This window comes from Paenibacillus sp. 102 (assembly GCF_039549175.1).
In the GTDB taxonomy this organism is placed as follows: domain Bacteria; phylum Bacillota; class Bacilli; order Bacillales; family Bacillaceae_G; genus Bacillus_A.
Genome location: NZ_JBCGHT010000002.1, coordinates 1 through 24599, shown reverse-complemented (window position 1 = coordinate 24599; position 24599 = coordinate 1). Strand labels below are relative to the sequence as shown.

At 36.3% G+C, this 24599-nt stretch carries 22 protein-coding genes, 1 pseudogene and 1 other annotated feature; of the genes and pseudogenes, 15 read left to right on the top strand and 8 right to left on the bottom strand.

Translation table 11 applies throughout. The features are described from left to right. Positions 1-50: 50 nt before the first annotated feature. Positions 51-587: a peptide-methionine (S)-S-oxide reductase MsrA gene (msrA, locus tag AAIE21_RS06100; protein WP_343265940.1), complete on the bottom strand. Its 537-nt coding sequence runs from the start codon at positions 585-587 to the stop codon at positions 51-53. Positions 588-677: 90 nt separating this feature from the next. After that, the gene (locus tag AAIE21_RS06095) at positions 678-1436 is read right to left on the bottom strand and encodes an SDR family oxidoreductase (RefSeq protein ID WP_343265939.1); all 759 of its coding nucleotides are present in this window, start codon (positions 1434-1436) and stop codon (positions 678-680) included. Between the two features lie 254 nt (positions 1437-1690). Next, positions 1691-1936: a binding site (T-box leader), on the top strand. Between the two features lie 468 nt (positions 1937-2404). Here AAIE21_RS06095 and ilvE point away from each other — a divergent pair. From ilvE to ilvA, 6 genes are read left to right on the top strand one after another with little or no spacing between them, the layout of a single operon-like run. Beyond that, positions 2405-3304: a branched-chain-amino-acid transaminase gene (gene ilvE, locus AAIE21_RS06090; protein ID WP_343265938.1), complete on the top strand. Its 900-nt coding sequence runs from the start codon at positions 2405-2407 to the stop codon at positions 3302-3304. A gap of 24 nt (positions 3305-3328) precedes the next feature. Continuing rightward, a complete protein-coding gene (gene ilvB, locus AAIE21_RS06085; RefSeq protein ID WP_343265937.1) occupies positions 3329-5050 on the top strand; it encodes an acetolactate synthase large subunit in 1722 nt (573 codons plus the stop codon). After that, entirely contained in the window at positions 5047-5277 is a 231-nt protein-coding gene (locus AAIE21_RS06080; protein ID WP_141526595.1) for an ACT domain-containing protein, read from the top strand. Before ilvB ends, AAIE21_RS06080 begins: the two co-directional genes overlap by 4 nt. 15 nt (positions 5278-5292) lie before the next feature. Then, positions 5293-6306 carry a ketol-acid reductoisomerase gene (locus AAIE21_RS06075; protein ID WP_343265936.1) on the top strand — a complete coding sequence of 338 codons (1014 nt, stop codon included), beginning with the start codon at positions 5293-5295 and terminating at the stop codon, positions 6304-6306. 45 nt (positions 6307-6351) lie between these two features. Next, positions 6352-8025: a dihydroxy-acid dehydratase gene (gene ilvD, locus AAIE21_RS06070; RefSeq protein WP_343266465.1), complete on the top strand. Its 1674-nt coding sequence runs from the start codon at positions 6352-6354 to the stop codon at positions 8023-8025. 33 nt (positions 8026-8058) lie between these two features. Next, complete coding sequence (gene ilvA / locus AAIE21_RS06065; RefSeq protein ID WP_343265935.1) at positions 8059-9321, top strand: threonine ammonia-lyase IlvA; 1263 nt, start codon at positions 8059-8061, stop codon at positions 9319-9321. A 45-nt stretch (positions 9322-9366) separates the two neighbouring features. Here the strand turns inward: ilvA and AAIE21_RS06060 are convergent, their stop codons facing one another. Next, the gene (locus tag AAIE21_RS06060; RefSeq protein WP_343265934.1) at positions 9367-10470 is read right to left on the bottom strand and encodes a CapA family protein; all 1104 of its coding nucleotides are present in this window, start codon (positions 10468-10470) and stop codon (positions 9367-9369) included. Between the two features lie 497 nt (positions 10471-10967). Here AAIE21_RS06060 and AAIE21_RS06055 point away from each other — a divergent pair, with 497 nt between their 5' ends. After that, positions 10968-11681, top strand: a complete 714-nt coding sequence (locus AAIE21_RS06055) for a DUF554 domain-containing protein (RefSeq protein ID WP_343265933.1) — start codon at positions 10968-10970, stop codon at positions 11679-11681. 58 nt (positions 11682-11739) lie between these two features. Here AAIE21_RS06055 and AAIE21_RS06050 read toward each other — a convergent pair whose 3' ends face one another. Genes AAIE21_RS06050 through AAIE21_RS06040 form a run of 3 tightly spaced genes read right to left on the bottom strand, consistent with a single transcriptional unit; the run spans position 11740 to position 14094 of the window. Continuing rightward, positions 11740-12471 carry an ABC transporter permease gene (locus tag AAIE21_RS06050; protein ID WP_343265932.1) on the bottom strand — a complete coding sequence of 244 codons (732 nt, stop codon included), beginning with the start codon at positions 12469-12471 and terminating at the stop codon, positions 11740-11742. After that, entirely contained in the window at positions 12471-13187 is a 717-nt protein-coding gene (locus AAIE21_RS06045) for an ABC transporter permease (RefSeq protein WP_343265931.1), read from the bottom strand. The genes AAIE21_RS06050 and AAIE21_RS06045 overlap by 1 nt, the downstream gene beginning before the upstream one ends. Next, complete coding sequence (locus AAIE21_RS06040; RefSeq protein WP_343265930.1) at positions 13162-14094, bottom strand: ABC transporter ATP-binding protein; 933 nt, start codon at positions 14092-14094, stop codon at positions 13162-13164. The genes AAIE21_RS06045 and AAIE21_RS06040 overlap by 26 nt, the downstream gene beginning before the upstream one ends. 177 nt (positions 14095-14271) lie before the next feature. Here AAIE21_RS06040 and AAIE21_RS06035 point away from each other — a divergent pair, with 177 nt between their 5' ends. The 5 genes from AAIE21_RS06035 to AAIE21_RS06015 all read left to right on the top strand — a co-directional run bounded on the left by AAIE21_RS06035 (position 14272) and on the right by AAIE21_RS06015 (position 19184). Next, positions 14272-14943 (top strand): response regulator transcription factor, encoded by a 672-nt coding sequence (locus AAIE21_RS06035; protein WP_343265929.1) that lies wholly within the window; start codon positions 14272-14274, stop codon positions 14941-14943. Further along, positions 14940-16289 (top strand): sensor histidine kinase, encoded by a 1350-nt coding sequence (locus AAIE21_RS06030; RefSeq protein WP_343265928.1) that lies wholly within the window; start codon positions 14940-14942, stop codon positions 16287-16289. Before AAIE21_RS06035 ends, AAIE21_RS06030 begins: the two co-directional genes overlap by 4 nt. A gap of 13 nt (positions 16290-16302) precedes the next feature. Then, complete coding sequence (locus tag AAIE21_RS06025; protein WP_343265927.1) at positions 16303-17169, top strand: GNAT family N-acetyltransferase; 867 nt, start codon at positions 16303-16305, stop codon at positions 17167-17169. Positions 17170-17278: 109 nt separating this feature from the next. Further along, a complete protein-coding gene (locus tag AAIE21_RS06020; protein ID WP_343265926.1) occupies positions 17279-17815 on the top strand; it encodes a hypothetical protein in 537 nt (178 codons plus the stop codon). Positions 17816-17969: 154 nt separating this feature from the next. Beyond that, the gene (locus tag AAIE21_RS06015; protein ID WP_343266464.1) at positions 17970-19184 is read left to right on the top strand and encodes a multidrug efflux MFS transporter; all 1215 of its coding nucleotides are present in this window, start codon (positions 17970-17972) and stop codon (positions 19182-19184) included. A 90-nt stretch (positions 19185-19274) separates the two neighbouring features. On the opposite strand, the gene AAIE21_RS06010 is transcribed toward AAIE21_RS06015, so the two are convergent. Next, complete coding sequence (locus AAIE21_RS06010; RefSeq protein WP_343265925.1) at positions 19275-20036, bottom strand: DODA-type extradiol aromatic ring-opening family dioxygenase; 762 nt, start codon at positions 20034-20036, stop codon at positions 19275-19277. A gap of 212 nt (positions 20037-20248) precedes the next feature. Here AAIE21_RS06010 and AAIE21_RS06005 point away from each other — a divergent pair, with 212 nt between their 5' ends. The 3 genes from AAIE21_RS06005 to AAIE21_RS05995 all read left to right on the top strand — a co-directional run bounded on the left by AAIE21_RS06005 (position 20249) and on the right by AAIE21_RS05995 (position 24074). Continuing rightward, positions 20249-21172 (top strand): alpha/beta fold hydrolase, encoded by a 924-nt coding sequence (locus AAIE21_RS06005; RefSeq protein ID WP_343265924.1) that lies wholly within the window; start codon positions 20249-20251, stop codon positions 21170-21172. A 314-nt stretch (positions 21173-21486) separates the two neighbouring features. Continuing rightward, on the top strand, positions 21487-22875 hold the full coding sequence (locus tag AAIE21_RS06000) for an aminotransferase-like domain-containing protein (RefSeq protein ID WP_343265923.1): 1389 nt from the start codon (positions 21487-21489) through the stop codon (positions 22873-22875). 92 nt (positions 22876-22967) lie between these two features. Further along, the gene (locus AAIE21_RS05995) at positions 22968-24074 is read left to right on the top strand and encodes a flavin monoamine oxidase family protein (protein ID WP_343265922.1); all 1107 of its coding nucleotides are present in this window, start codon (positions 22968-22970) and stop codon (positions 24072-24074) included. 191 nt (positions 24075-24265) lie between these two features. On the opposite strand, the pseudogene AAIE21_RS05990 reads toward AAIE21_RS05995, so the two are convergent. Next, positions 24266-24599 (bottom strand): annotated as a pseudogene (locus tag AAIE21_RS05990) (hypothetical protein); the annotation flags it as partial.

The window sequence follows — 24599 nt, the reverse complement described above, 5'->3', positions numbered from 1 at the left end:
CAATAAAGGTCTATGAAATTACTTTTCATAGACCTTAAAATATTGATTTTTTATTTCTTTTCCCAGTTTTCTTTAATAAAATCTTCACGTCCAGATTCTTTACGTTCTTGTGCGTATTTTTCGGGATTCTTTTTATAAAAATGTTGATGATATTCTTCTGCTTCATAAAAAGGAGCTGCTGGACGAATTTCCGTTACGATTGGATCTTTAAACATACCGCTTTCTGCTAAAGCTTGTTTTGATTTTTCAGCTAGCTCTTTTTGATATTCATTGTGATAAAAAATTGCAGTGCGATAGGATGGACCGCGGTCAAAAAATTGTCCGCCATCATCAGTTGGATCAATTTGTGGCCAATATAAATCTAGTAATTTTTGATAAGGGAAAATAGAAGGGTCGAATGTAATTTGAACAACTTCTAAATGTCCAGATGTTCCTGTTTTTACTTGTTCGTATGTTGGATTTTTGGTGTGGCCACCAGCATAGCCGGAAACAACTTTGTGAATGCCTGGAAGTTCATCAAATGGTTTTACCATGCACCAAAAGCAGCCGCCTGCAAAGGTTGCGAGTTCGTATGTTTTTTCTGTCATTGCTGTAATCCTCCTAAATAGATATGTTTTATCTAGTATTATATAAATTGTTTTATTGCGCAATAAAAAAGATTTAAAACTATATGTTTTTTATAAGCAAGAACCACCGCTCACATCAATCAATTGACCAGTAACCCAACGGCTGTCAGGGGAAGCAAGAAATGCAGCAGTATCTGCAATATCTTCTACTTCTCCTAAACGGCCGAAAGCAGAGATTTCAGTTGCATATCGTTTCATCATCGGATCACTTAAAAGTTCAGCATTCATGTCGGTTTTAATAAAACCTGGAAGGATTGCGTTTACTGTAATCCCTCGTGCTCCAAGCTGTTTTGCTAGTGTGAAAGTCATTGTATTGATTGCACCTTTCGTCATGCTATAGGCAACGAAATCGGGTAAAGAAATTCGTGTTGCAGCCGATGAAATGTTAATAATACGGCCTTCATCACGTAATCGAGGTAATGCTTGCTGTATTAAGAAGAAAGGTGCTTTGGCATTTACGGAAATGATTCTATCAAAAAAATCTTCAGTTGTTTCTTCGATGAAAGCTCCAGAACCAATTCCGGCGTTGTTTATTAAAATATCAAAATGAGTCTCACCAGTGCGATTTTGTAATTCAGAATCTAAAGATTTGTAAAGAGATTCTACACCATGCAAGGATTCAAGATTTGCTCCAATAGAAAAAGCTGAACCGCCATTCGATTGAATTTCCTGTACTGTTTCTTCTGCATCACTTTTACGATTTCCATAATGCACAGCAACTAATGCACCATCACTTGCTAAGCGTTTCGCAATAGCACATCCAATTCCACGACTTGCTCCAGTAACCAATGCAACTTTTCCTTTTAACATATTCACATCATCTCCTTAATCATTTTACATATGTATGAAGCTGGCTTTTTTAACAGACAAGCCTTAAGTAATATATGAGTGTTTGATTGAGATTCATTCCTTTTTTATTTTGATAAAAAAATTAGATTTAAATATTGGGATTATAATTTAAAATATAAATTTTCAAAAAACATGTTGACAATGAAAAGAACAAAGTCCTATAATACGTGTAACAACTTAAAAGTTAATTAAGAATTTTCTAACTTTAATATATTTTATATGCAAAGAAGAGGAAAGTAGATGATTATGATAGTTTTAGAGAGCTGCCCCGTGGCTGAAAGGGTGGTAACGGTCGAATCATTGAAGATCACCTCGGAGCATCGCTTGCGAAAGGGAAACCGAGTAGAGGGCGGCGGTATCGTCTCCGGTAAATGGACGAGGGTCTGATAGGACCTGCAGAGCTTATATTTCGTGAGAAGTATAAGGAAGCTGAGTGGTAACGCGAAACTCTCGCCTCAGCAATCAAAGCTACTATAATGTAGTGATTGATTGCTGAGGCGAGAGTTTTTATTTTAAAAAAAGAGAATAGAAGAATGCAAAGAAGAGGAGAGTAAACGATATAAATTGTTTCAGAGAGCTGCCCCGTGGCTGTGAGGGTGGTAACAATTGTACTTGTTGAAGATCACCTCAGAGCACTGCCTTCGAAAAAAATGAGTAGAGAGCAGCGGAGTTGTTCACGATAAAAGAACAAAAGTCTAATAGGACTTACAGAGCTTGTATTTCGCGAGAAGTATAAGGAAGCTGAGTGGTACCACGATTCCCTCGTCTCAGCAATGGATTGCTACACGTTTGTAGAAAATCGATTGCTGAGGCGAGGATATTTTTATAATTAATTTACAGAAGATTTAGATAAAATATACTCTTCTCAGCAATCGATAAAAAGGTGGATTGCACATAAATAAAGAGATAAAAAAGAGGAGCGATGTAGGATGGGAAACCAATATATCTATATGAATGGGGAATTAGTAGAAAAAGAAAAGGCTGTTGTATCTGTTTATGACCACGGTTTTTTATATGGAGACGGCGTATTTGAAGGGATTCGTAGCTACAGCGGAAATGTATTTTGTTTAAAAGAGCATTTAAAGCGTTTATATGAATCTGCAAAATCGATTTTACTAACGATTCCGATGACAATCGAAGAGATGGAACAAGCAGTTTTACAGACACTACAAAAAAATGAATATGCAGATGCATATATTAGATTAATTGTTTCAAGAGGAAAAGGGGATTTAGGACTTGATCCAAGAAGCTGTACGAAACCAAGTGTCATCATCATTGCTGAACAGTTAAAGTTGTTCCCACAAGAGTTTTATGATAACGGTCTTAGTGTTGTATCTGTTGCGTCTCGCCGAAATATGCCCGATGCACTTGATCCGCGTATTAAGTCGATGAATTATTTAAATAACGTATTAGTAAAGATTGAAGCAGCACAAGCAGGTGTGCTAGAAGCGCTTATGTTAAATCAGCAAGGATATGTTTGTGAAGGATCGGGAGATAACGTATTCGTTGTGAAAGATGGAAAAGTAGTGACGCCACCTGCATACTTAGGGGCTCTTGAAGGGATTACACGAAATAGTGTCATTGAACTTTGTGAAAGACTAGGTATTCCTTGTGAAGAAAGACCATTTACTCGTCACGATGTATATGTAGCAGATGAAGTATTTTTAACAGGAACTGCTGCTGAATTAATTCCAGTTGTAAAAGTGGATTCAAGAGAAATCGGAAATGGAAAACCAGGAGAAGTAACGAAGCAGTTAACGGAAGAATTTAAAAAGTTAACGAGAGAGCGAGGAGTGCGCGTTCCGGGACTAGCAGAAAGTTTAGCTTAACGAATAGGGGAAGGAGTTAGTGAAATGGTGGAACATGCAGTGTGTAAGGAAGCGCGTCACGGAGGAGTAAAAAAAGTAACAGGTGCAGGACATGTGATTCACTGTTTAAAGAAATTAGGTGTAACAACTGTGTTTGGCTATCCGGGCGGAGCTATTCTACCAATTTACGACGCGCTGTATGGCAGTGGTTTGAAGCATATTTTAACGCGTCATGAACAAGCCGCAATTCATGGTGCAGAAGGATATGCGAGAGCTTCTGGAGAGGTCGGGGTAGTATTTGCTACCTCCGGCCCAGGAGCTACAAACTTAGTTACTGGTTTAGCAGATGCGTATATGGATTCGATTCCTTTAGTGGTAATTACAGGTCAAGTGGCGACATCTCTCATTGGAAAAGATGGATTTCAAGAAGCGGATGTTGTGGGAATTACAATGCCGGTTACAAAACATAATTATCAAGTACGAAATGTAAATCAGCTATCACGTATATTGCAAGAGGCATATTATATTGCTAAAAGTGGACGGCCAGGTCCGGTATTAATTGATATTCCAAAGGATATTCAAAATTCTATTGTAACGAACTTTTTTGAAGGGGAAGTTCAAGTTCCGGGTTATAAGCCACGGATTGAACCAGATAAAATGCAGCTGGAGAGCGTGGCAGAGGCAATTTCAAAAGCAAATCGCCCGCTCCTATATATCGGAGGTGGTGTCATTCATGCCGATGCATCCGAAGAACTTCTAACATTTGCAAGACAGAACCGTATTCCAGTCGTTTCAACTTTAATGGGACTTGGTGCTTATCCACCTAGTGATCCGCTGTTTTTAGGGATGCTCGGTATGCATGGGACATATGCTGCAAATATGGCAGTGACGGAATGTGACTTGCTTCTTGCATTTGGAGTCCGTTTCGATGATCGAGTCACAGGAAAGTTAGAGCTATTTTCACCTCATTCGAAAAAGGTACATATTGATATTGATCCAGCTGAGCTTCATAAAAATGTAACGGTAGAATATCCGGTTGTAGGGGATGTAAAGCGGTCGTTACACATGTTAAGAAATATGAGAGTAGAGTGTCAAACTGATGCATGGATAGAGAGAGTAAGAGTGTGGGAAGAAGAATATCCGCTCTCATATGAACAGAATGAATCAAAATTAAAACCGCAGCACGTGATTCATTTAGTAAGTGAATTAACAAATGGTGAAGCAATTGTGACCACAGAAGTTGGGCAGCATCAAATGTGGGCAGCACACTTTTATAAGGCACAAAAACCGCGAACATTTCTTACATCTGGCGGATTAGGAACAATGGGGTTTGGATTCCCAGCGGCAATCGGTGCTCAGCTTGCCTTTAAGGATAAGTCAGTTGTCTGTATTGCGGGAGATGCTTCATTTCAAATGAACATTCAAGAATTACAAACAATTGCAGAAAACAATATTCCAGTGAAAGTTTTTATTATTAATAACAAGTTTTTAGGTATGGTCAGACAATGGCAAGAGATGTTCTATGAAAATCGTTTATCAGAATCACAGATTGGATCACCTGATTTTGTGAAGGTAGCAGAAGCATACGGAGTAAAAGGTTTGCGCGCTACCAATCCGATTGAAGCGAAACAAATCATGTTAGAAGCATTTTGTCATCAAGGCCCAGTTGTTGTTGATTTTTGTGTAGAAGAGGGCGAAAACGTATTTCCAATGGTTCCTCCTAATAAAGGGAATCATGAAATGATTATGAAGAGGTGGGAAGAATGAGTCATACTTTTTCGCTCGTTGTCAATAATGATCCTGGAGTTTTACTAAGAGTAAGTGGAATTTTTGCTCGGCGTGGTTATAATATTTCTTCTTTAAATTTAAATGAAGGAGAAACAAGAGAGATTTCGGAAATGAAACTTACAACAGTTTGTACAGAAAATGAAGCGACATTGCTCGTAAATCAGTTGAAAAAGTTAATTGATGTCTTGCAAGTAAATAAATTATAAGGAGTGTATGAAAAGATGAAAACATATTATGAACAAGATGCAAATTTAGAGGTATTAGCAGGAAAAACAGTGGCGGTAGTTGGTTATGGATCACAAGGTCATGCGCAAGCGCAAAATTTACGTGATTCTGGCGTTCATGTTGTAGTAGGTGTCCGCCCAGGGAAATCTTTTGAGGTAGCGAAAGCAGATGGTTTTGAAGTAATGGCAGTTTCAGAAGCGGTGCGAACCGCAGACGTTGTACAAGTATTATTGCCAGATGAACAGCAGGCACATGTATATCAAAATGAAGTTGAAAAGAACCTTCGCGAAGGACAAATGTTACTTTTCTCACATGGATTTAATATTCATTTTGGGCAAATCGAGCCGCCAAGTTACGTAGATGTAGCGATGGTTGCACCAAAAAGTCCAGGGCATCTTGTTCGTCGTGTTTTCCAAGAAGGAAATGGCGTTCCGGCTTTAGTGGCAGTTCATCAAGATGCGACTGGAAAAGCATTTGATGTTGCTCTTGCATATGCCAAAGGAGTTGGCTGTACACGTGCTGGTGTAATTGAAACATCCTTCCAAGAAGAAACAGAAACAGATCTATTTGGCGAACAAGCTGTACTATGCGGCGGGGTAACTGCACTTGTGAAAGCTGGTTTTGAAACATTAACGGAAGGTGGATATCGTCCGGAAATTGCCTACTTTGAATGTCTACATGAGCTTAAGTTAATCGTGGATTTAATGTACGAAGGCGGATTAACGAATATGCGCCATTCTATTTCAGATACAGCAGAGTTTGGTGATTATGTAACAGGATCTAGAATTGTTACAGATGAAACGAAGAAAGAGATGAAACGAGTTCTTGCGGAGATTCAAAAAGGAGAATTCGCGAAGAAATGGATTCTAGAAAATCAAGCAGGGCGTCCCACTTATAATGCAATGAAAAAGGCAGAACAAAATCATCCGCTTGAAAAAATAGGAGCAGAATTACGAGAAATGATGACTTGGATTCAGCAACCAGAGGGGAAAGGTTTAGTGAAAAAGTAGTAGAAAATAGATAAGGGAAAATGAACAGGAAGGGATTTGGAAAAGATGAGAAGTGACATGATTAAAAAGGGATTTGACAAAGCGCCACATCGTAGTTTATTAAAAGCAACTGGTTTAAAAGATGAAGATTTTGATAAACCATTTGTAGCAATTTGTAATTCTTTTATTGAAATTATTCCAGGGCATAAACATTTAAATGAATTTGGTCGGCTTGTAAAGGAAGCAGTACGTGCAGCGGGAATGGTTCCATTTGAGTTTAATACAATTGGAGTAGATGACGGGATTGCGATGGGACATATTGGTATGCGTTATTCTCTCCCGAGTCGTGAAATTATCGCAGATTCAGTTGAAACCGTAGTAAATGCTCACTGGTTTGATGGGATGATTTGTATTCCAAACTGTGACAAGATTACACCAGGTATGATGATGGCAGCATTACGTGTTAACATTCCGACTGTATTTGTTTCAGGTGGACCGATGGCGGCTGGAAAGACATCAAAAGGTGAAGTAGTCGACTTAAGTTCTGTTTTTGAAGGAGTAGGTGCCTATCAATCTGGGAGAATTTCAGAAGAAGAATTAAAGGATATTGAAGATCACGGTTGTCCATCTTGTGGTTCTTGTTCGGGTATGTTTACAGCGAATTCTATGAACTGTTTATGCGAAGTGTTAGGGCTTGCGCTTCCTGGTAATGGCAGTATTTTAGCAACAGACCCAAGGCGTGAGGAACTAATCAAACAGGCAGCTGAAAAATTAAAAGTATTAATTGAACGCGATATTAAACCACGCGATATCGTGACAGAAGAAGCGATTGATGATGCGTTTGCATTAGATATGGCGATGGGTGGATCAACAAATACAGTATTACATACGCTAGCAATCGCACAAGAAGCGGGGCTCGATTATGACATGAGCCGCATTGATGCAGTTTCAAGACGTGTTCCTCATTTATGTAAAGTGAGTCCAGCTTCAAATTGGCATATGGAAGATATTGATCGTGCGGGTGGTATCAGCGCTATTTTAAAAGAGTTAAGCAGAAAAGAGGGTGTGCTCCATCTAGACCGTATTACAGCTACTGGTCAGACACTAAGAGAAAACATCGCTCATGCAAAAATTCAAGATAAGGAAGTAATTCACTCTCTCGAAAATCCTCATAGTGAAGAAGGTGGCCTGCGTATATTGAAAGGAAACCTTGCAAAAGATGGTGCTGTCATTAAAAGTGGTGCAACAGAGGTAAAACGATTTGAAGGGCCATGTGTTATTTTCGGATCTCAAGACGAGGCGCTTGCAGGGATTATGCTTGGAAAAGTGAAAAAAGGAGATGTTGTTGTTATTCGTTATGAAGGACCAAGAGGTGGACCTGGTATGCCAGAAATGTTAGCACCAACTTCAGCAATTGCAGGTATGGGATTAGGTGCAGATGTTGCTCTGTTAACAGATGGCCGCTTTTCAGGTGCATCACGCGGTATTTCAGTAGGACATATTTCACCAGAAGCTGCTGCTGGTGGAGAAATTGCGCTTTTAGAGCAAGGTGATATTGTATGTATTGATGTAGAGGAACGTTTACTTGAAGTGAGAGTAAGTGATGAAGAACTGGAAAAGCGCAGGAAAGAATGGAAAAAACCAGAGTTGAAAGTGAAAACAGGATGGCTTGGACGCTACGCACAAATGGTAACATCAGCGAATACAGGTGCAGTGCTAAAAATGCAAAATTTTGATTGAATCCATATAAAAAGAGATAAGGAATGATACGAGATGGTGCAAAATGTAAGGGAGAGAGTGAAAATCGAAGATATCCTTGTGGCTCATAATCACATGAAAGATATCGTCAATACAACACCGCTTCAGAGAGATTCCGTTTTATCTGAGAAATATGAATGTGATGTATATGTGAAACGGGAAGATTTACAAGTAATTCGTTCGTTTAAAATTCGAGGTGCTTACAATTTAATTCAAAGCTTATCGAAAGAACAACTACAAAATGGGGTTGTATGTGCGAGTGCTGGTAATCATGCGCAAGGGGTTGCTTATACGTGTAATTTATTGAAGATTCGGTCTAAAATATTTATGCCAACAACAACACCTAAGCAGAAAGTATCTCAAGTACAATTTTTTGGAGGTGCTTATGCAGAAATTGTGTTAGTTGGAGACACATTTGATAGTTCCTTCCAAGAAGCACAGCGCTATTGTGAGGAAAATAGCATGACGTTTGCGCATCCATTTGATGATCCGTATGTAATTGCGGGCCAAGGGACGGTTGCCGTTGAAATATTACATGACATGGAGAAACATGTTGATTATGTTTTCACAGCAATTGGTGGCGGTGGTTTAGCATCAGGTATTGGTACATATGTAAAAGGTGTGAGTCCCGATACAAAAATAATCGGTGTGGAACCAAAGGGAGCAGCATCGATGAAAGAAGCTTTTTTACAAAATGAAAACGTGGCCTTAGAAAAAATTGATAGTTTTGTTGATGGGGCAGCAGTTAAAAAAGTAGGGAAATTAACTTTTGAAACTTGTAAAGAAGTGTTAGATGATATTGTATTGGTTCCTGAGGGGAAAATTTGTACAACGATATTAGAATTGTACAAGAAAAATGCAATCGTTGCGGAGCCAGCTGGTGCTCTTTCTATTGCTGCACTCGATTTTTATAAGGATGAACTGAAAGGAAAAACAGTTGTTTGTATAGTAAGTGGTGGAAACAATGATATTGATAGAATGCAAGAAATGAAAGAACGCTCTCTCATTTATGAAGGGTTAAAACATTATTTTATTATTGAATTCCCGCAGCGTTCAGGAGCATTGCGAGAATTTCTTGATAAAGGTTTAGGACCAGAGGATGACATCACTCGTTTTGAGTATATTAAAAAACATAATAAAGAAAATGGGCCTGCGCTTGTTGGGGTGGAGCTAAAACATAAAGAAGATTATGAGCCATTAATTACCCGTTTTCAAGAAAATAATATTCAATTTATGGAGTTAAATAAAAATCCGGTATTGTTTGATTTGTTAATTTAATATACAAAAGAAAGGAAGCTTTTTAGTAAAAAGCTTCCTTTCTTTCTAACTATGTTTATTTTTAATTGTTCCAGTTTCATCAATTTCTACATCAGTTGAAACGGTTTGTAAATATTGTAAAGCTTTTTTCTTTTCATCAGGAGTGACTGGTGAAATTTGATTATTGCGAATGATATAAGGGTTAAATGACATTTGTACGTCTTTTCCTTTAAAAGTAAGGGTTAATACACCTGTTTCAGCACTTTTTCCTTTTACATAGTTAGGGAACAAGAAGTTTCCTAACGAATAAGCGACAGGGACTTTGTTGTAGTATTCAAATCCTTGTAACCAATGCGGGTGACTCCCAACAATCGCATCAGCACCAGCTTCGACTATTTTCGGCACATATTGTTTTTGATAGTCTATAGGTCTATTTGATTTTTCAACGCCCCAATGCATATATACAATCAGATAATCGGCGTCTTTCTTTTGTTCTTGAATCGTTTTTGTTACTAGATTGATATCATATCCATTTGCAACACCTGGTTTGTCTTTACCGGCTACCCAGGTAAAATCAGGCATAAAGCGAACAAAGGAAAGGAATTTGAATTTTTTCCCCTTTACTGTAATTTCTCTAGCTGTGTATGCATCATCTGCATTTTTTCCGGCTCCGATATAAGGAAGTTTTAGTTTTTCTACGTGAGAGATTGTATCCATTAAACCATCTTGTCCATAGTCAAGCGTATGGTTATTACCAATATTCACAATGTCATAGCCTGTGTTTTTAATAGCTTGTAATGTGGAAGGATCACTTTTAATCCAAAATAACTGGCCAGGAGCCTTTTTCTCCCGTGCTGTAAATGCAGATTCCAAGTTTATAAAGGAAATATCAGCTTTTGTTATTTCATCTTTTACATGTTGGAATGGATAATCCGCACCGTTTTTTTGAATAACCGGTCGCAATTGCCAATCAAACATTGTATCACCAGAAAAAGTAAGAGTAATTTCAGGATCTTCTTTTTTCTTTTTTTCGGTTTTCTTTGTATTGTCTTTTTTATTTTCTACTCCAGCCGTATCTTTTGCTTTTGATGTAAAGGAGTTATTTATTAATAAAACAATCGGTGTAATAAGAATTACTATTAAAATAAATCGTTTAAATAAAGTTGTCATAGTTATCTTTCCTTTTTCATTTTTATCCCGCTATTTGGAGGCAGTAAGACCCTCACTTCAAAATTCAGAGAAAGCAAAGAATATAGGTGGGAGGCGAGCTGCCCATAAAAGCCCGATTGGTGAGAGCTGATAATCAGTGGGGGAGGAAGAACCACCCATTCATTAAAGTTTCACTTTATATAATAAATGACTTTTAGAAAATCCGCTGATAAGAGTTTCATATAGTATGTAAGAAAATGAGTAAGTGCTTAATCGTTTATGTATGCTAGACATGATATGTAGGACGAAAAATGTTTCTGTTAGATTATAGGTATGTGTTGTGAGCTCATCTCATAGTGTATGCAATATTACGGTAACATGAAACGATGAAAAAATACAATACATAAGTTAATTTTACTTATAAAGTTTTGAAAATTCCGTTAAAGTTTTTTGTATTTTGTTGTATGTTATATATAAAAATTAAAAAAATAATGGTTGAAGAGGATGGAGAAAGCATAATGGTTATATTAGGAGCAATAGTGAACGGAATTTGTATCATAATTGGTACTATATTAGGTAGATTATTAAGCAATATTCCAGAAAGTATGAAAGGGACAGTTATGCATACAATTGGTTTAGCTGTTACTGTACTTGGTCTTCAAATGGGATTGAAAAGTGAAAACTTTCTTGTTGTAATTATAAGTCTTGTCATTGGTGCAGTGATTGGAGAATGGCTGGAGTTAGAAGAGAAGTTAAAAAGTTTAGGAGATTGGCTAGAAAAAAAGGTTGGCTCAAAAGGGGAAGGGAGTATATCCCTTGGATTTGTGACAGCGACATTAATCTTTGCCATCGGAGCAATGGGGATACTTGGAGCTTTAGATAGTGGCATTCGCGGAAATCATGATGTGCTATTTACAAAAGCAATTATTGATGGATTTATTTCTATTATTTTAACGACAACGCTTGGAATAGGCGTACTATTTTCAGCAATACCAGTCATTTTATATGAGGGAGGGATTGCGATTTTCGCAACGCAAATTAATAGTTTTGTACCAGAGAAGCTGATGAATCAGTTTATTGTGGAAATGACAGCTACTGGTGGGATTATGATTTTTGCAATTGGATTAAATTTACTTGGATTTATTAAAATTAAAGTAGCCAATTTATTACCTGGAATATTGGTAGTTGGAATAATTGTTTCTATTATGTATGGATATCATTTGTATGTTTAGTTATGTTGAATAGCCCAAAACTATTTTAAATAGCTTTGGGCTATTGGTATGTAAAAGGTTAATATGCTTTTTTCATAAAATGAACGAAGCCGCCTATAAATAAAATAACAAAGCTACCAATTACGACAAATATGAGTGTTTCAAAAGAAATATAAAATAGTTGTGAGTCCTCTTTAGGAAGCATAGCTAGAAATGGTTGTGCCCATGGATAAAAAGGACCAAATCTTTCGGAATTTGCAATCATTAGAGCTGGTATAGAAGCTATAGCATTTAAAGCAATCGGTGCAGCAAAACTGGACCAGATGGTTGATACCCATAATTGTAAAGCAATTAAAGGTAAAGTGGCGATTATCCCTCCTGTAATACTTTTAAGTGTAGGAATGAGTGGAAAAGGACTAGATAAATGCAACAGTTGTCCAACACTAACATAGCTTATGATGAAGAGAAGTTGCATTGTACCTACAAATAAAAGAATAAAGAAAAATTTTATGATATAGGTGTGATACCTTGCTATTGGTTGTACTAAAAGTTGTTTCCAACCACCATTTGAATGTTCATATCGGCAAATATATGAAGTGAAAATACCTGTTAATAGTGGGAGAAGTAACGTGCCATGCACCACTACCATGATATTATAAATTAACTCCCAATGCTGTTTATAATCAGGATAGTTTGAGGCATTCGCATAAGCAATTACTCCTGCTAAAATGGGGCTTAAAAATAGTAATGCCCATATTTTAGTTTTTTTTATTTTATAAAATTCAGCTTGTATACTTTTAAGCCAAAGCATTATTTATGCACATCCCTTCTAGTAAAATTGGCTGTTTCAATACATAACATACATATACCAACGATTAGACCTATTGCTACACATAGAAATGGAGGTCCCCAGTCAATGTGTAGGCTTGGCCATCTCCATATGAACCAATTGGGAAGCGCTACTGAAAACATAGTGAAAATAGTTCCTAAAAGTCCGATTGTAAATGCGATACTTTGGTTTTGAAATATGATAGCAATCCATAATTGAAGAGCTACAATTGGTAGTGCCGACCAGTAAGGATAGAAACTTATTTTAAATATAGAAAACCATGGAATTGAATCATCGAATTGTAATGTTAAACCCAATCCAACTATGCCAATCAATAATAAAGAACAAGAAACAGTAAGTAGGAAAAATACCAGTATGAATTTTACTAGAAAAATATGTCGCTTATTAATAGGTAAGGATAAGAGATGTTTCCATGAACTAGAATGATGCTCTATGTGAGCGATTAAAGAAGTAATAATAGTAGTACCTAATATCAAGGTTACTAAAGCAAGAGGTTGAACCTCAGAAAGAAGACCTCCCCATAAGTCTTTCGCATATTTCTCTGTTAACCAATCATAGCGGAGAAAAAAGTTACATGCTTGAAGGGAAATAACACCTATTGGCCCTAAAAAGATTAAAAACCAAACCCACTTCCTTTTTATTTTTAAAAGCTCAGATTGAAAGAGGCGTTTGTACATGTGTCTCTTCCTCCTTTATAAGCTGTAAGAATATCTCTTCAAGTGACTTTTTATTTTCTTCAATTCTAAACACGGAAATGTTATGTGTTACAAGTGTTTTGACAATCTCTCCAACAGTTTCATTTGATACATTTGATAGAATGATTTTCTCCTCTTCTTGTAAAGAAGGAATTCCTTTAGCGAGAATGAGCTTCCAAGCTGCATCTGGCTTGTCTGTCATAAGTGTAATAGAATGATGAGCGTGCTGACGCAATCTTCCTATTTTATCTTGAAAAATAAGCTTGCCTTTTGCAATGATTCCAACATAGGTTGCCATTTGATCAATTTCACTTAATAAGTGACTAGAAATAAGGATGGTAATCCCTCTTTCTTTCGCCAGTTGTTTAATTAGCATACGAATTTCGTGAATCCCTTCTGGATCAAGTCCATTTGTCGGCTCGTCTAAAATTAATAGCTGCGGATCGCCAAGTAAGGCAATGGCAATTCCTAACCGTTGTTTCATTCCTAATGAATACTCTTTTACCTTTTGCTTGGCAGCATGTTGTAAACCAACAATCTGCAGTACTTCCTCAATTTTTTCTTTCGGAGCATTTCTCAAAATCCGGTAAACTTCTAAATTCTCAATGGCATTTAGGTGGGCATAATAAGAGGGATTTTCAACGAGAGCTCCAATTTTAGATAATATAGATAAACGTTCTTTTGCCAAATCTTGTTGAAATATCTCGATATTTCCTTGTGTTGGCTTAATAAGGCCTAATAGCATGCGAATACTGGTTGTTTTACCAGCTCCGTTAGGCCCGAGAAATCCATAAATCTCTCCTTTCGGAATTTTTAAATCTACATTATGTACTACATAATCATTCCGATATTTCTTTGTTAACCCAGTCGTTTTCAAAATATAATTCATGTTCCTATCACCTCAAATGAAGTATAGGAAATAAAGGTTAATGTTAATGTTAGAAGAGTTTAAGTTTTGTTTAAATTTATACAGTATTCCCTAATTTTGGAGTGTACTAGTTTTCAAATTGTGTAGTATTCCTTATGATGGAAGAGAAGGGTTAAATTTATATATGAAGGTGAAAAAATGACACACATTTTGTATGTTGAGGATGATCATGAGATTGGAGAATGGGTCAAAAGAGAGTTGAAGAAACAAGAGTATGAAGTTACATGGTTTACTGCAGAGAAGGGTACGAATGAAGTATGTGAAATCGCAGATGTCATTGTTTTAGACGTTATGTTGCCAGGGCTTGATGGTTTTACGCTAGGTCAACGTTTTAAACGGGAATACCCAGATATCCCGATTATTATGCTAACTGCAAGAACAACATTAGAAGATAAAATATATGGATTAACATTTGCTGATGATTATATAACAAAACCATTCCACCCAAAAGAGTTGATGGCACGTATTGAAGTTTTACTAAGACGGTACAACAAAGATGGAGCAGAGGTGCAGCATGTGAAACATTTAAAAATATTTATGAAAGAATACCGGATTGTTGATACAGACACGGATGAAGAAATTACTTTATCAGGAAAGCAGCATCAAATCTTCTTTTATTTGATGAAAAATATGAATCGTACATTAACGAAAGAACAAATTTTTGAGGCAGTGTGGAATGAATCCTACATAGAAGGGGATAAATCATTGATGGTTCATATCCGTCATTTACGCGAAAAAATAGAGAAGAATCCAAGTAGTCCTCAAATAATAGAAACCATACGTGGAATAGGTTATCGGTGTAAGACATGATAAAAAGTACATCACTATTACGAAAGTACCTATTTATTATATTTGCAGCGATTATGTTGTTGCCTCTTGTTGTTCCACTCAGTTCGTTTCTCTTCATTAAATCTATCGAATGGATGGAGGGTTTACAAGTTACGTATTCTAGTGTGGAAATAGAAGAGGAATGGAGAAATAATGCGGAAAATTTAGATGAAAACAATCCTGAGAAAATTGAGCAAGCTTTTCAATCATTTCAAGAAAAATACTCAGAAGGAACAATGTTTTGGGTAGATAGTCAAGGGAAAACAAATCTTAAAATTCCTGAAAAACAAAATATACCACAAGAGTGGAGTGCAAGTGATGCAATTGCATTTATGAAAAAGAGTTTTGAAGGGGATCCATTTACAGTTGTATCTTACATTGGAAAAGAGAAACAAGGCGCATTTATGGTATTTCAAGTTTCGAGGAAATATGTAAATGCACCAATCGTTCAAATACGCGAAAGATATGAAGTTGTTTTTGAAATAGTTATTATTGGATGTTTTACAATATTTATTGTTTGTTCCATCATATTTTTTCTTAAGATTAGAAAAAGGTTATTAATGCTACAAAAAGCGATGGAACTTCCACAAGACCAGACACTTCCATTGCGAATTTCCATATCAAAGCAAGATGAGATTGGTTTATTAGAGGAGTCCTTTAATCGCATGGTAGAGGCTTTACAAAAAAGTAAATTGAAAGAGGAGGAGGAGGAACAATTTCGTAGAAAACTAATTGCGGATCTGTCTCACGATTTGCGAACACCTTTAACAGCAATGCGTGCACAAATTGATTCTTTAAAAGAAGAAGCCATCTCAGTCAAAGGACAGAAAACAATTGTACGAATGGATGAAAAAATTAATTACTTAGCGGAGTTAATAGAGAACTTACTATCGTATTCATTAATAACGGCAAAGAAATATCCTTATCATCCAGAGCAAACGGATATGACACGTTTAACGAGAAAACTTGTTGCATCATGGTATGACATATTAGATGAGAAAGGCTTTGAGATTGATATTGTGATTCCAGAAAAGCAATTATTTTGGAATATCGATGAAAATTGGTTTCAAAGAATTATAGATAATGTAATTCAAAATGTAGTTAGGCATGCAGATGATGGGAAATTTATAGGAGTATATGTAAACCATGAGGAAAAAACAATTACAGTTGTTGACCATGGGCCAGGTTTTCAAAATGCTCATTCGCCAAATAAAGGTGTAGGAATTGGATTATCCATTATTGCTGTTATGGCGAAAGAGATGGAGATTGAATGGGATATTGATTCTGATGATACGGGAGCTAGGTTTACATTTAAAAAATTACTATAAAGGAAGAATACATATGAAAGAATTTAAGTTTACAAAACGAGTAAATAGGATTTTTCAAATTGCAAGCAAAGAAGCTGAATACCATGAGCGTATTATTCAACCCCTAGATTTATTTATAGGGGCGTGTAAAGAAGGAACGGGAGTTTGTGGTGAATTGTATATGTATTTATTTCATTCTATAGGAATAGATTTTGTAGCGAAATTCAAACAATTACAACAGACGGAATTTCAAGATAAAAGATGTATAGAAGTACAAGAGTACAATGTTTCTTATAGGACAATGGAGATATTACAATTAGCTAAACGTAAGATGGAAAGGTTTAATCAAGTATATGTAAATGAAGGACATATTGTAAGCGTAATCCTTCAGCGAGATGAGGAGATTCAAAATTTAATAGGAGAAGATATGAGACAAAGGATTTTACACATTGTTTCCGTACCAAGAGATATGACTGTAGATTTGAAAGATTATAAAATACCGAGTATGGATGATTTAATTTGCAATATTAATCGGGCAAATCAATCTGATTTGGAAGAGCTTCTCCAGTTTGTTATGAATGAATTTGGCGAAAGATGGTTCGGAACGGTGAATAAAGGTTTTCGAGAATATAAAGAACCGCCAATTTACATTGCAAAGAAAAATGAAACGATAATTGGGTTTGCCTGTTATGATGTTGTAAGAGGAAAGAAAGGGCTGTTTGGACCAATGGGAACAGCTAAAAGTCATCGTGTAAAAGGTGTGGGAAGAGAACTGTTACATCGATGCTTGTCTGACATGAAGCAAATTGGTTATGAATATGCAATTATTGGTCAAGCAGGTCCACTTGAATTTTATGAGGAAGGCTGTCAGGCTCAATTAATACCAATTACAATAACGTAATTTTAATGTATATTTTAATCAAAGTTATGAACATACATTCTTTGATGATAGTACTCAATTATTAAATGAAATTATGATATACTACTTTGAATTTAATTGTGTTCAGGCAATGTTACAGAATAGGGACATAAGTTTAGAATTAAGGCAAGAAATTGCAAGTCAGTATGTAAAAAGAGTACATCAGGTTGTCTTATCTACATATGGGGTTCATTTATTCGAGACGAGTTTAATACAACATGTCCAGAAGTATGGAGAGATTTCCATAACAGACTTTTTAAGAATTCGAGAAGAGTATGACCAACATCCATTTTTTAAAGGTATACAGTTTAAAAATGAAACATACTCCTATTTAAACCCACTTTTGAAAACTTCATTTATTTTTGAATTTGGGGATCATGTTTTACCTCCAATTGCCTATTTACTTGCAATTGGCTTATGCTACGAACAAGACGAAGTAAGGATTCCGAAAGACATTCAAATGCAGGAGGCTTTATTAAATGGAGTGTATCGTACGGAAGAGTTTTTAGGTTATATGTCAAATGGAACAACTTATGGTGAAATTATGGAACAAGCCATTCATAAATGGGTACAAATTTTGAATCAACTCGAATCGTTCATGTTGGAAGATGTAGAACATTCTAGTTAAAAATGAAAATTGCTAATAAAGGTATACCCTTATTGGCAATTTTTATTTTTGTTTAAATTTTCTTTAAGCACATGACGTTTAATCTATGAATCATATTGCTAAACTTTTTAACAAAAAGGGTGTAGAATGGGTATCTAAGAAAGAAGGTGTGGAAATGGCCAGCTGGAAAAGAAATTTAATGATTTGTTGGCTTGGTTGTTTTACTACGGCAGCGGGTATGAGCTTAGTGATACCATTCTTATCCTTTTATATTGAGGATCTAGGCGTAACGGGTACATCCGAAATTGCACAGTGGTCGGGAATTGCATTCGGTGTAACTTTTTTAATGGGCGCGATTGTATCGCCAATATGGGGGAAACTTGGTGATATACATGGTCGGAAATTGATGCTCATTCGTGCGAGTCTTGGGATGGCAATGATTATGACGCTTATGGGATTTGTTACAAATGTATATCAATTAGTTGCACTTCGTTTTTTGATGGGGGCAGTGTCAGGGTTTCTTTCGACTGCAATGACATTTATAGCAGCGGAAACACCGAAAGAGCATTCTGGTTGGGCGATTTCTACGATATCAACTGGTGGTGTAAGTGGTTCCTTACTCGGCCCGATACTTGGAGGATACTTATCTGAACTTATTGGAATGCGTCACGTATTTTTAGTTACAGGAGCCTTTTTGTTTCTTTCCTTCATAATCGTCTTTTTCTTCTTGCATGAATCGAATCATTCTGTTCAAGCAAAAAGAGCGCAACCGAAAAAAGTGTGGACGATGGTTCCAGCGAAACATTTTATTACGAGCTTGTTTGTAGCAACTTTTATGATTCAACTTGCAAATATGTCCATACAACCTATTGTTACGTTGTATGTAAAACATTTAGCGGGTCCTCATACGGATCATATTGAAATGATTGCGGGGGCGGTGATATCTGCAACAGGTTTAGCCGTCATTTTAGCAGCTCCTAAACTAGGAAGATTATCGGATCATATTGGTCCTCAAAAAACGTTAGTTGTAGCATTGTTCTTTGCAGGAATTCTTTTTATCCCACAAGCATTTGTGACAGCTGCTTGGCAATTATTAATACTGCGTTTTCTATTAGGGATTGCACAAGCTGGATTGTTACCTTCTGTACAAACTCTACTAAAACAACATACACCACATCATGTAACTGGACGTATCTTTGGTTATAATCAATCCTTTCAGTTTTTAGGAAATATGATTGGACCAGTACTCGGAGGGCAGATTGCTGCGCATGCCGGGTTTCAATATGTATTTTTCTCTACATCATCACTTTTATTTTTGGCCTGCATTTGGGTATATTTCAATAGTAGAAGGGCAGAGGTACCAAAGAAAGAGCATTTGGAAGTTAGTTAATTAGGTGAAGAATATACGGTATAAGTATTGAATAGAAATAAAACAAAAAGGATGGAGCAACGGTGCCTCATCCTTTTTGTTTGAAATCAATTAAAACTGGAAGCAAAGATAACTTAATGTTCCAAGTTCATAGCTACGGTGAATGACTTTTCCTTCAGCATTACCGCTCCCCATAGCGATGAAAAGGGGGACAAAGTGTTCTGCTCTTGGAACAGCTAAATGTGCGTGAGGAGCAGCAGTTTCCCAGTTAAACAATGAATCTTTATCGTTATTTTGCATATGATTTATAATCCAGTCATCAAATTCGACAGCCCATCTTTCAGGTGTTGTTTGATCCCATTTGAGTGCACGTAAATTATGTACAGTAACACCGCTACCAATTATTAAAATATCCTCTTGTCCAAGTCCTTGGATTGCCTGTCCAATTTCATATTGCTCTTTTGCAGGAAGGAATGGATTTACTGAAAGTTGGACGACAGGTATATCGGCTTTTGGATACATACGATGTAATAGTGTCCATGACCCGTGATCTAATCCTCGAGTTGTATCTTTGCGAATTGGAATCCCTTTATTTTTAAATTTTGTTTCTAGCATTGTTGCGATGGCTGAGGAACCTTTTGCTTTATATTGTATTTCATATAATTCGGGAGGGAATCCGCCGAAATCATAAATTGTTTCATATTCATTATCTGAAGATGAGATAGTTAATACTTCATTTTCCCAGTGAGCTGTAAAAATAACAATTGCTTTTGGTTTATATGTTTCTCCAAGTGTTTTAAGAAAACGTGTATAATCTGTATCTTGAATGGCAAGCATGGGTGAGCCATGTGCTAAAAATAATGATGGTATCATAAAGGAAACCTCCTAAAAAATATTAATTACTTTATGTAAGTAACTATATAATTATATTTCTTTTTCGTCAAGATAATAGTTTAATAAATAAAAAATACAGTGTTTGTCATAATGGAAGCAATTGCATATAATACATAGTAAGAAGAATGAATGGTGATTCATTTTTAAGGATATAGATTGTAATAGAGCATATAGATTTGGAGGCTGTCAAAATGAACATACAGGAAAGCTTTGTTGCGGTATTGGATGGATCAGAAATTTACTTGCGCAAGTGGCTGCCGGAAAGTGAACCTCGTGGAATTGTACAGATTGCACATGGTATGACAGAACATGCTGGTGTATATACAGAATACATTGATGCCTTATTGAAAGCTGGGTATGGTGTGTATGCTCATGATCATCGGGGGCATGGGAAAACAGCAAAACAAGAAGCGGATTACGGTCATTTCGAACCAAATGTTGGCTGGAATCAGGCTGTTACTGACATAGTCTTTGTATCGGAATTGATTCGTAATGAACATACTTGCCCGCTCTTTTTATTAGGGCACAGTATGGGCTCTTTCTTATCAAGACGTGCTGTGCAACTTCGTGGTGAACTATATGATGGATTCCTTATTTCTGGGACGGGTGGAAATCCTGGACTTTTAGGTGTAATAGGTCATAAAGTAGCAACAATTGAAATGAAGCTTCGCGGCGCAAAAACAAAAAGCCCAATGTTGAACTTTTTATCATTTGGGAATTTTAATTCGAACTTTAAACCCAATCGGACAAAGTTTGATTGGCTTTCTTCAGATACAAGTCAAGTTGATAGATACATAGAAGATCCGTTATGTGGTTTTATTTGTTCAACGAGTTTTTACCGTGAATTATTTAACGGTGTGCTTGAAGTGAATAAACTAGAGGAATATGAGAAAACGCCGAAAGACCTTCCGATACATATTTTTTCTGGAGATCGTGATCCAGTAGGCGACATGGGAAAAGGTGTAAAAGAAGTATATAATATGTATAAAAATTGTGGTGTGAAAGATGTAACACTTCGTCTATATGAAAATGGAAGGCATGAAATGTTCCATGAGGTAAATAGGGATGAAGTATTCCAAGATTTGATTTCGTGGTTAGATGAACATATTATATAAAAAGAAACCTCACTTATATATTTATCAAGACCTAAATTATAAAAAAAGGAATGCCACATATTATACATAACTAATATGTGGCATTCCTTTTACTTATTAGTTCAGTTACATAAGGTGTTGGTTTTGAATAAAGTTTGATTAAAAAGTAGTTTATAACATTGATGTTTCATTAAAAAATGTTTTAGACTATTTCCGTAGTCTTTTCAGAATAAATTCCAAGTAAGTTTGATTAAACTTTATTCAAAACCAATAACAAAAGTTATAATTGGTAAAAAAGGCACAATCATATAATTGTGTGAAAAAGGATGTTTCTGATGCCAATTAATTCTTTTGAAAACTATCCGATGAGTTGGAAGCCAGCATTTGATAAAAATGAAAAGCCTATTTATAAGGCACTCGCAAGGCAATTGGAACAGGATATATTAAACGGAGTTTTATTACCTGGAACAAAACTTCCTCCACAGCGAGAACTGGCTGATTATTTGGATTTAAATCTGAGTACCATTTCAAAGGCTTTTAAAGTCTGCGAGTTAAAGGGATTGTTAAGTGCATCAGTTGGAAGTGGTACATTTGTATCGTATGATGCGTTATCGAATGCGTATTTACTTGAAGATACAAAGCCGAAGCATTTAATTGAAATGGGAGCAACACTACCAGATAATGCTTCTTATGAGCCACTGCTAATCCAACTAAAAAGTATGCTACAAGAGACAGATTATGATAAGTGGTTCGGTTATGGTCGTGCAGGTGAAAGCCTTTGGCAAAAGGATGCTGCTATAAAGCTAATCCGAAAAAGTGGGTTTGAAACAACATTTGATCACATTTTATTTGCCAATGGGGGGCAAAATGCGATTGCTGCTACACTGGCAAGCCTCTGTAAGCCTGGAGATCGCATTGGTGTTGACAATCATACGTACCCTGGATTGAAAACTGTTGCAGCAATGCTTAGTGTACAAATAGTACCCATAAAATCAGAGAACTATGAAATGAGTCCAATGTCCTTTGAAGATGCCTGTAAAAATGATAATATTAAAGGCATTTATTTGATCCCAGATTATCATAATCCGACAGCTTCCTTTATGTCTGTTGAGAATCGAAAAATGATTGCAGCAATAGCCGAAAAATATAACCAGTTCATTATTGAGGATGCATCGTACCATCTTCTCAACAAGAAACCTTTTCCAGCAGTCGCATCATTTGCACCTGAACAGGTTATCTATATTGCAAGTTTATCTAAAACATTAGCCCCAGGGTTACGACTGGCCTATTTAGCAGTGCCGAGTCAATTCAAAGAATCCATTTCAAAGGCACTTTATAATATAAATATAACCGTTTCACCGTTATTAGCAGAACTGACAGCACGTACGATTGTATCGAATCAATTTGAAGTCATAATTGAGGGTCATCGTGAACAAACCATTCGCAGAAACCAAGTCGTAAATCGTCATTTGGCAGACTATATGTGTCTAGGTGCTGAAACAGGTATCTTTCGTTGGCTATTGTTACCAGGCAAAATTACAGGTGCTGAATTTGAAACGTTAGCTGCAAAGCAAGGAGTACAAGTGTATGCTGCTGAACGTTTTGTAGTTGGAAATAGTTCTCCAGAAAGAGCTGTAAGATTATCTGTCTGTGCACCGAAAACGCTTGAAGAGCTTGAGCAAGGATTAATGATCCTTAAAGGTTTACTAAACGAGTTTTCTTAATATTGTTCGCCATACAATTTTAATATTGTATGGTTTTTTTGTTCGTGTTATGCTGATTCAAACTAAAACACAGTCAGAAGGAGGATTAAAATATGAACAATCCTGTAATCATTGTTGGTGCGGGGTTAAGTGGCCTAAGAGCTGCATCATTACTTACTGAGAAAGGCATTAAATGTAGGGTTATAGAGGCTAGAGATAGGATTGGTGGTAGGGTTTTGAGTACTTCTGATCCAAACAGACCTGACCTAGGCAAATTTGATCTTGGCCCGACGTGGTTTTGGCCACAATATGAGAGCCATATTGCTAACCTTGTTAAAGAATTAAACTTAGAAACTTTCGAACAATATAAGAAAGGCGAAATACTTTTAGAACGATTCCAAATCAAGCCACCAGAGCGCTGTGTTCTGAAAGAAAATTCTGACGAAAAATGGGTCCGATTGACTGGAGGGGTGCAGTCTCTTATCGATGCTCTAGCAGAGACTATTCCTTCAGAAATAGTTGATCTAGAAACGCGAGTTAAGAAAATTCAGCTGAATGAAGCTGGTGATATCACGGTTGAAGCAGAGCTTTCTGATGGAAAGAGAAAAAAAATTCATGCAGATGCTGTAATTTTGGCATTGCCACCTCGTCTTGTGGCGCATCACATAGAATTTTCGCCTTTCCTCCCCAAAAATCTTATTTCTGACATTGTAAAGAAACCGACGTGGATGGCGGGACAGGCCAAGGTAGTTGCAGTCTATGATCGTCCCTTCTGGAGAGAATTAGGACTTTCTGGATATGTATTGAGTGCAGTTGGTCCCTTAGAAGAAATTTATGATGCCTCTCCTAATAAAGGCTCTGGTGCATTATTTGGTTTTTTCGGAATGCCTCCAGAAGCACGTAAAAAAATGGGGCAAGATAAAATTTTAAAATTGGTAATTGATCAGTTAATTAAGCTCTTTGGAAGTGAAGCTAAAAACGTAAAGGCTATTCTTTATAAAGATTGGTCTAGTGATGCTGAAACGGCTGTTGAGGAAGATTTCAGTCCTCTTAAAAACTATCAGAGCTATGGTCAACCACCTGTAGGAGGTGTATGGGAAAAGAAAATTATTTTTGCTGGTACAGAGACAAATTCACAATATAGTGGACATCTTGAAGGTGCACTTCAGTCGGCTGAACAGGCAGTTTTTGAAATTGTCAATTTAAATAACAAGATTTAATGACACCATCTTTTCAATACAATAAATTTGATAAAACATAAGTCGTATCTGGGGTACAGTCACATGCCCATCAAGCTAAGCTTATAATAGTTTAATTTCACGTGAGATTTTTTCTTTTTTCTAAAGATGCAGTGTAGTTTCTTTAAAGATCTACATACCAAATAAACCCTATCGGGTTTCAATTTTTTGGATTACGCTACATGATTGTAAGACATAGAATAGTTATATACGACACCTAAGATATCAAAGACTGTTTTCTTCTCATACCTATGGGATTTTCGTCCGTTTTTCTGTAAGAGATTGAACAGACGAAACAATATCTTTGTTAATTCTTTGGTGTCTTTTTGTAAAGATTGATAAATAAATAGAAAATAATCTTTTATGATGGGGTAGCACCACACATCCATCAACTTAAGGTATATTTTCATACAAAATGCGGTCTTTTCATATAGTTTATTATTATCTTTTATAGATTTTATAAAAGTGGGCATATCAAATAAACCCTGACGGGTTTCAATTTTTTTA

What these genes read in the sequence shown, in the direction of transcription:
- AAIE21_RS06030 (WP_343265928.1), top strand. Translation starts at nt 14,940, where the DNA reads ATGATAAAAAGTACATCACTATTACGAAAGTACCTATTTATTATATTT.
- ilvA (WP_343265935.1), top strand. Translation starts at nt 8,059, where the DNA reads ATGGTGCAAAATGTAAGGGAGAGAGTGAAAATCGAAGATATCCTTGTG.
- ilvD (WP_343266465.1), top strand. Translation starts at nt 6,352, where the DNA reads ATGAGAAGTGACATGATTAAAAAGGGATTTGACAAAGCGCCACATCGT.
- AAIE21_RS06035 (WP_343265929.1), top strand. Translation starts at nt 14,272, where the DNA reads ATGACACACATTTTGTATGTTGAGGATGATCATGAGATTGGAGAATGG.
- AAIE21_RS06080 (WP_141526595.1), top strand. Translation starts at nt 5,047, where the DNA reads ATGAGTCATACTTTTTCGCTCGTTGTCAATAATGATCCTGGAGTTTTA.
- AAIE21_RS06050 (WP_343265932.1), bottom strand. Translation starts at nt 12,471, where the DNA reads ATGCTTTGGCTTAAAAGTATACAAGCTGAATTTTATAAAATAAAAAAA.
- msrA (WP_343265940.1), bottom strand. Translation starts at nt 587, where the DNA reads ATGACAGAAAAAACATACGAACTCGCAACCTTTGCAGGCGGCTGCTTT.
- AAIE21_RS06055 (WP_343265933.1), top strand. Translation starts at nt 10,968, where the DNA reads ATGGTTATATTAGGAGCAATAGTGAACGGAATTTGTATCATAATTGGT.
- ilvB (WP_343265937.1), top strand. Translation starts at nt 3,329, where the DNA reads ATGGTGGAACATGCAGTGTGTAAGGAAGCGCGTCACGGAGGAGTAAAA.
- AAIE21_RS06045 (WP_343265931.1), bottom strand. Translation starts at nt 13,187, where the DNA reads ATGTACAAACGCCTCTTTCAATCTGAGCTTTTAAAAATAAAAAGGAAG.
- AAIE21_RS06095 (WP_343265939.1), bottom strand. Translation starts at nt 1,436, where the DNA reads ATGTTAAAAGGAAAAGTTGCATTGGTTACTGGAGCAAGTCGTGGAATT.
- AAIE21_RS06060 (WP_343265934.1), bottom strand. Translation starts at nt 10,470, where the DNA reads ATGACAACTTTATTTAAACGATTTATTTTAATAGTAATTCTTATTACA.
- AAIE21_RS06020 (WP_343265926.1), top strand. Translation starts at nt 17,279, where the DNA reads ATGTTACAGAATAGGGACATAAGTTTAGAATTAAGGCAAGAAATTGCA.
- AAIE21_RS06000 (WP_343265923.1), top strand. Translation starts at nt 21,487, where the DNA reads ATGCCAATTAATTCTTTTGAAAACTATCCGATGAGTTGGAAGCCAGCA.
- AAIE21_RS06025 (WP_343265927.1), top strand. Translation starts at nt 16,303, where the DNA reads ATGAAAGAATTTAAGTTTACAAAACGAGTAAATAGGATTTTTCAAATT.
- AAIE21_RS06040 (WP_343265930.1), bottom strand. Translation starts at nt 14,094, where the DNA reads ATGAATTATATTTTGAAAACGACTGGGTTAACAAAGAAATATCGGAAT.
- AAIE21_RS06010 (WP_343265925.1), bottom strand. Translation starts at nt 20,036, where the DNA reads ATGATACCATCATTATTTTTAGCACATGGCTCACCCATGCTTGCCATT.
- AAIE21_RS06075 (WP_343265936.1), top strand. Translation starts at nt 5,293, where the DNA reads ATGAAAACATATTATGAACAAGATGCAAATTTAGAGGTATTAGCAGGA.
- AAIE21_RS05995 (WP_343265922.1), top strand. Translation starts at nt 22,968, where the DNA reads ATGAACAATCCTGTAATCATTGTTGGTGCGGGGTTAAGTGGCCTAAGA.
- AAIE21_RS06005 (WP_343265924.1), top strand. Translation starts at nt 20,249, where the DNA reads ATGAACATACAGGAAAGCTTTGTTGCGGTATTGGATGGATCAGAAATT.
- AAIE21_RS06015 (WP_343266464.1), top strand. Translation starts at nt 17,970, where the DNA reads ATGGCCAGCTGGAAAAGAAATTTAATGATTTGTTGGCTTGGTTGTTTT.
- ilvE (WP_343265938.1), top strand. Translation starts at nt 2,405, where the DNA reads ATGGGAAACCAATATATCTATATGAATGGGGAATTAGTAGAAAAAGAA.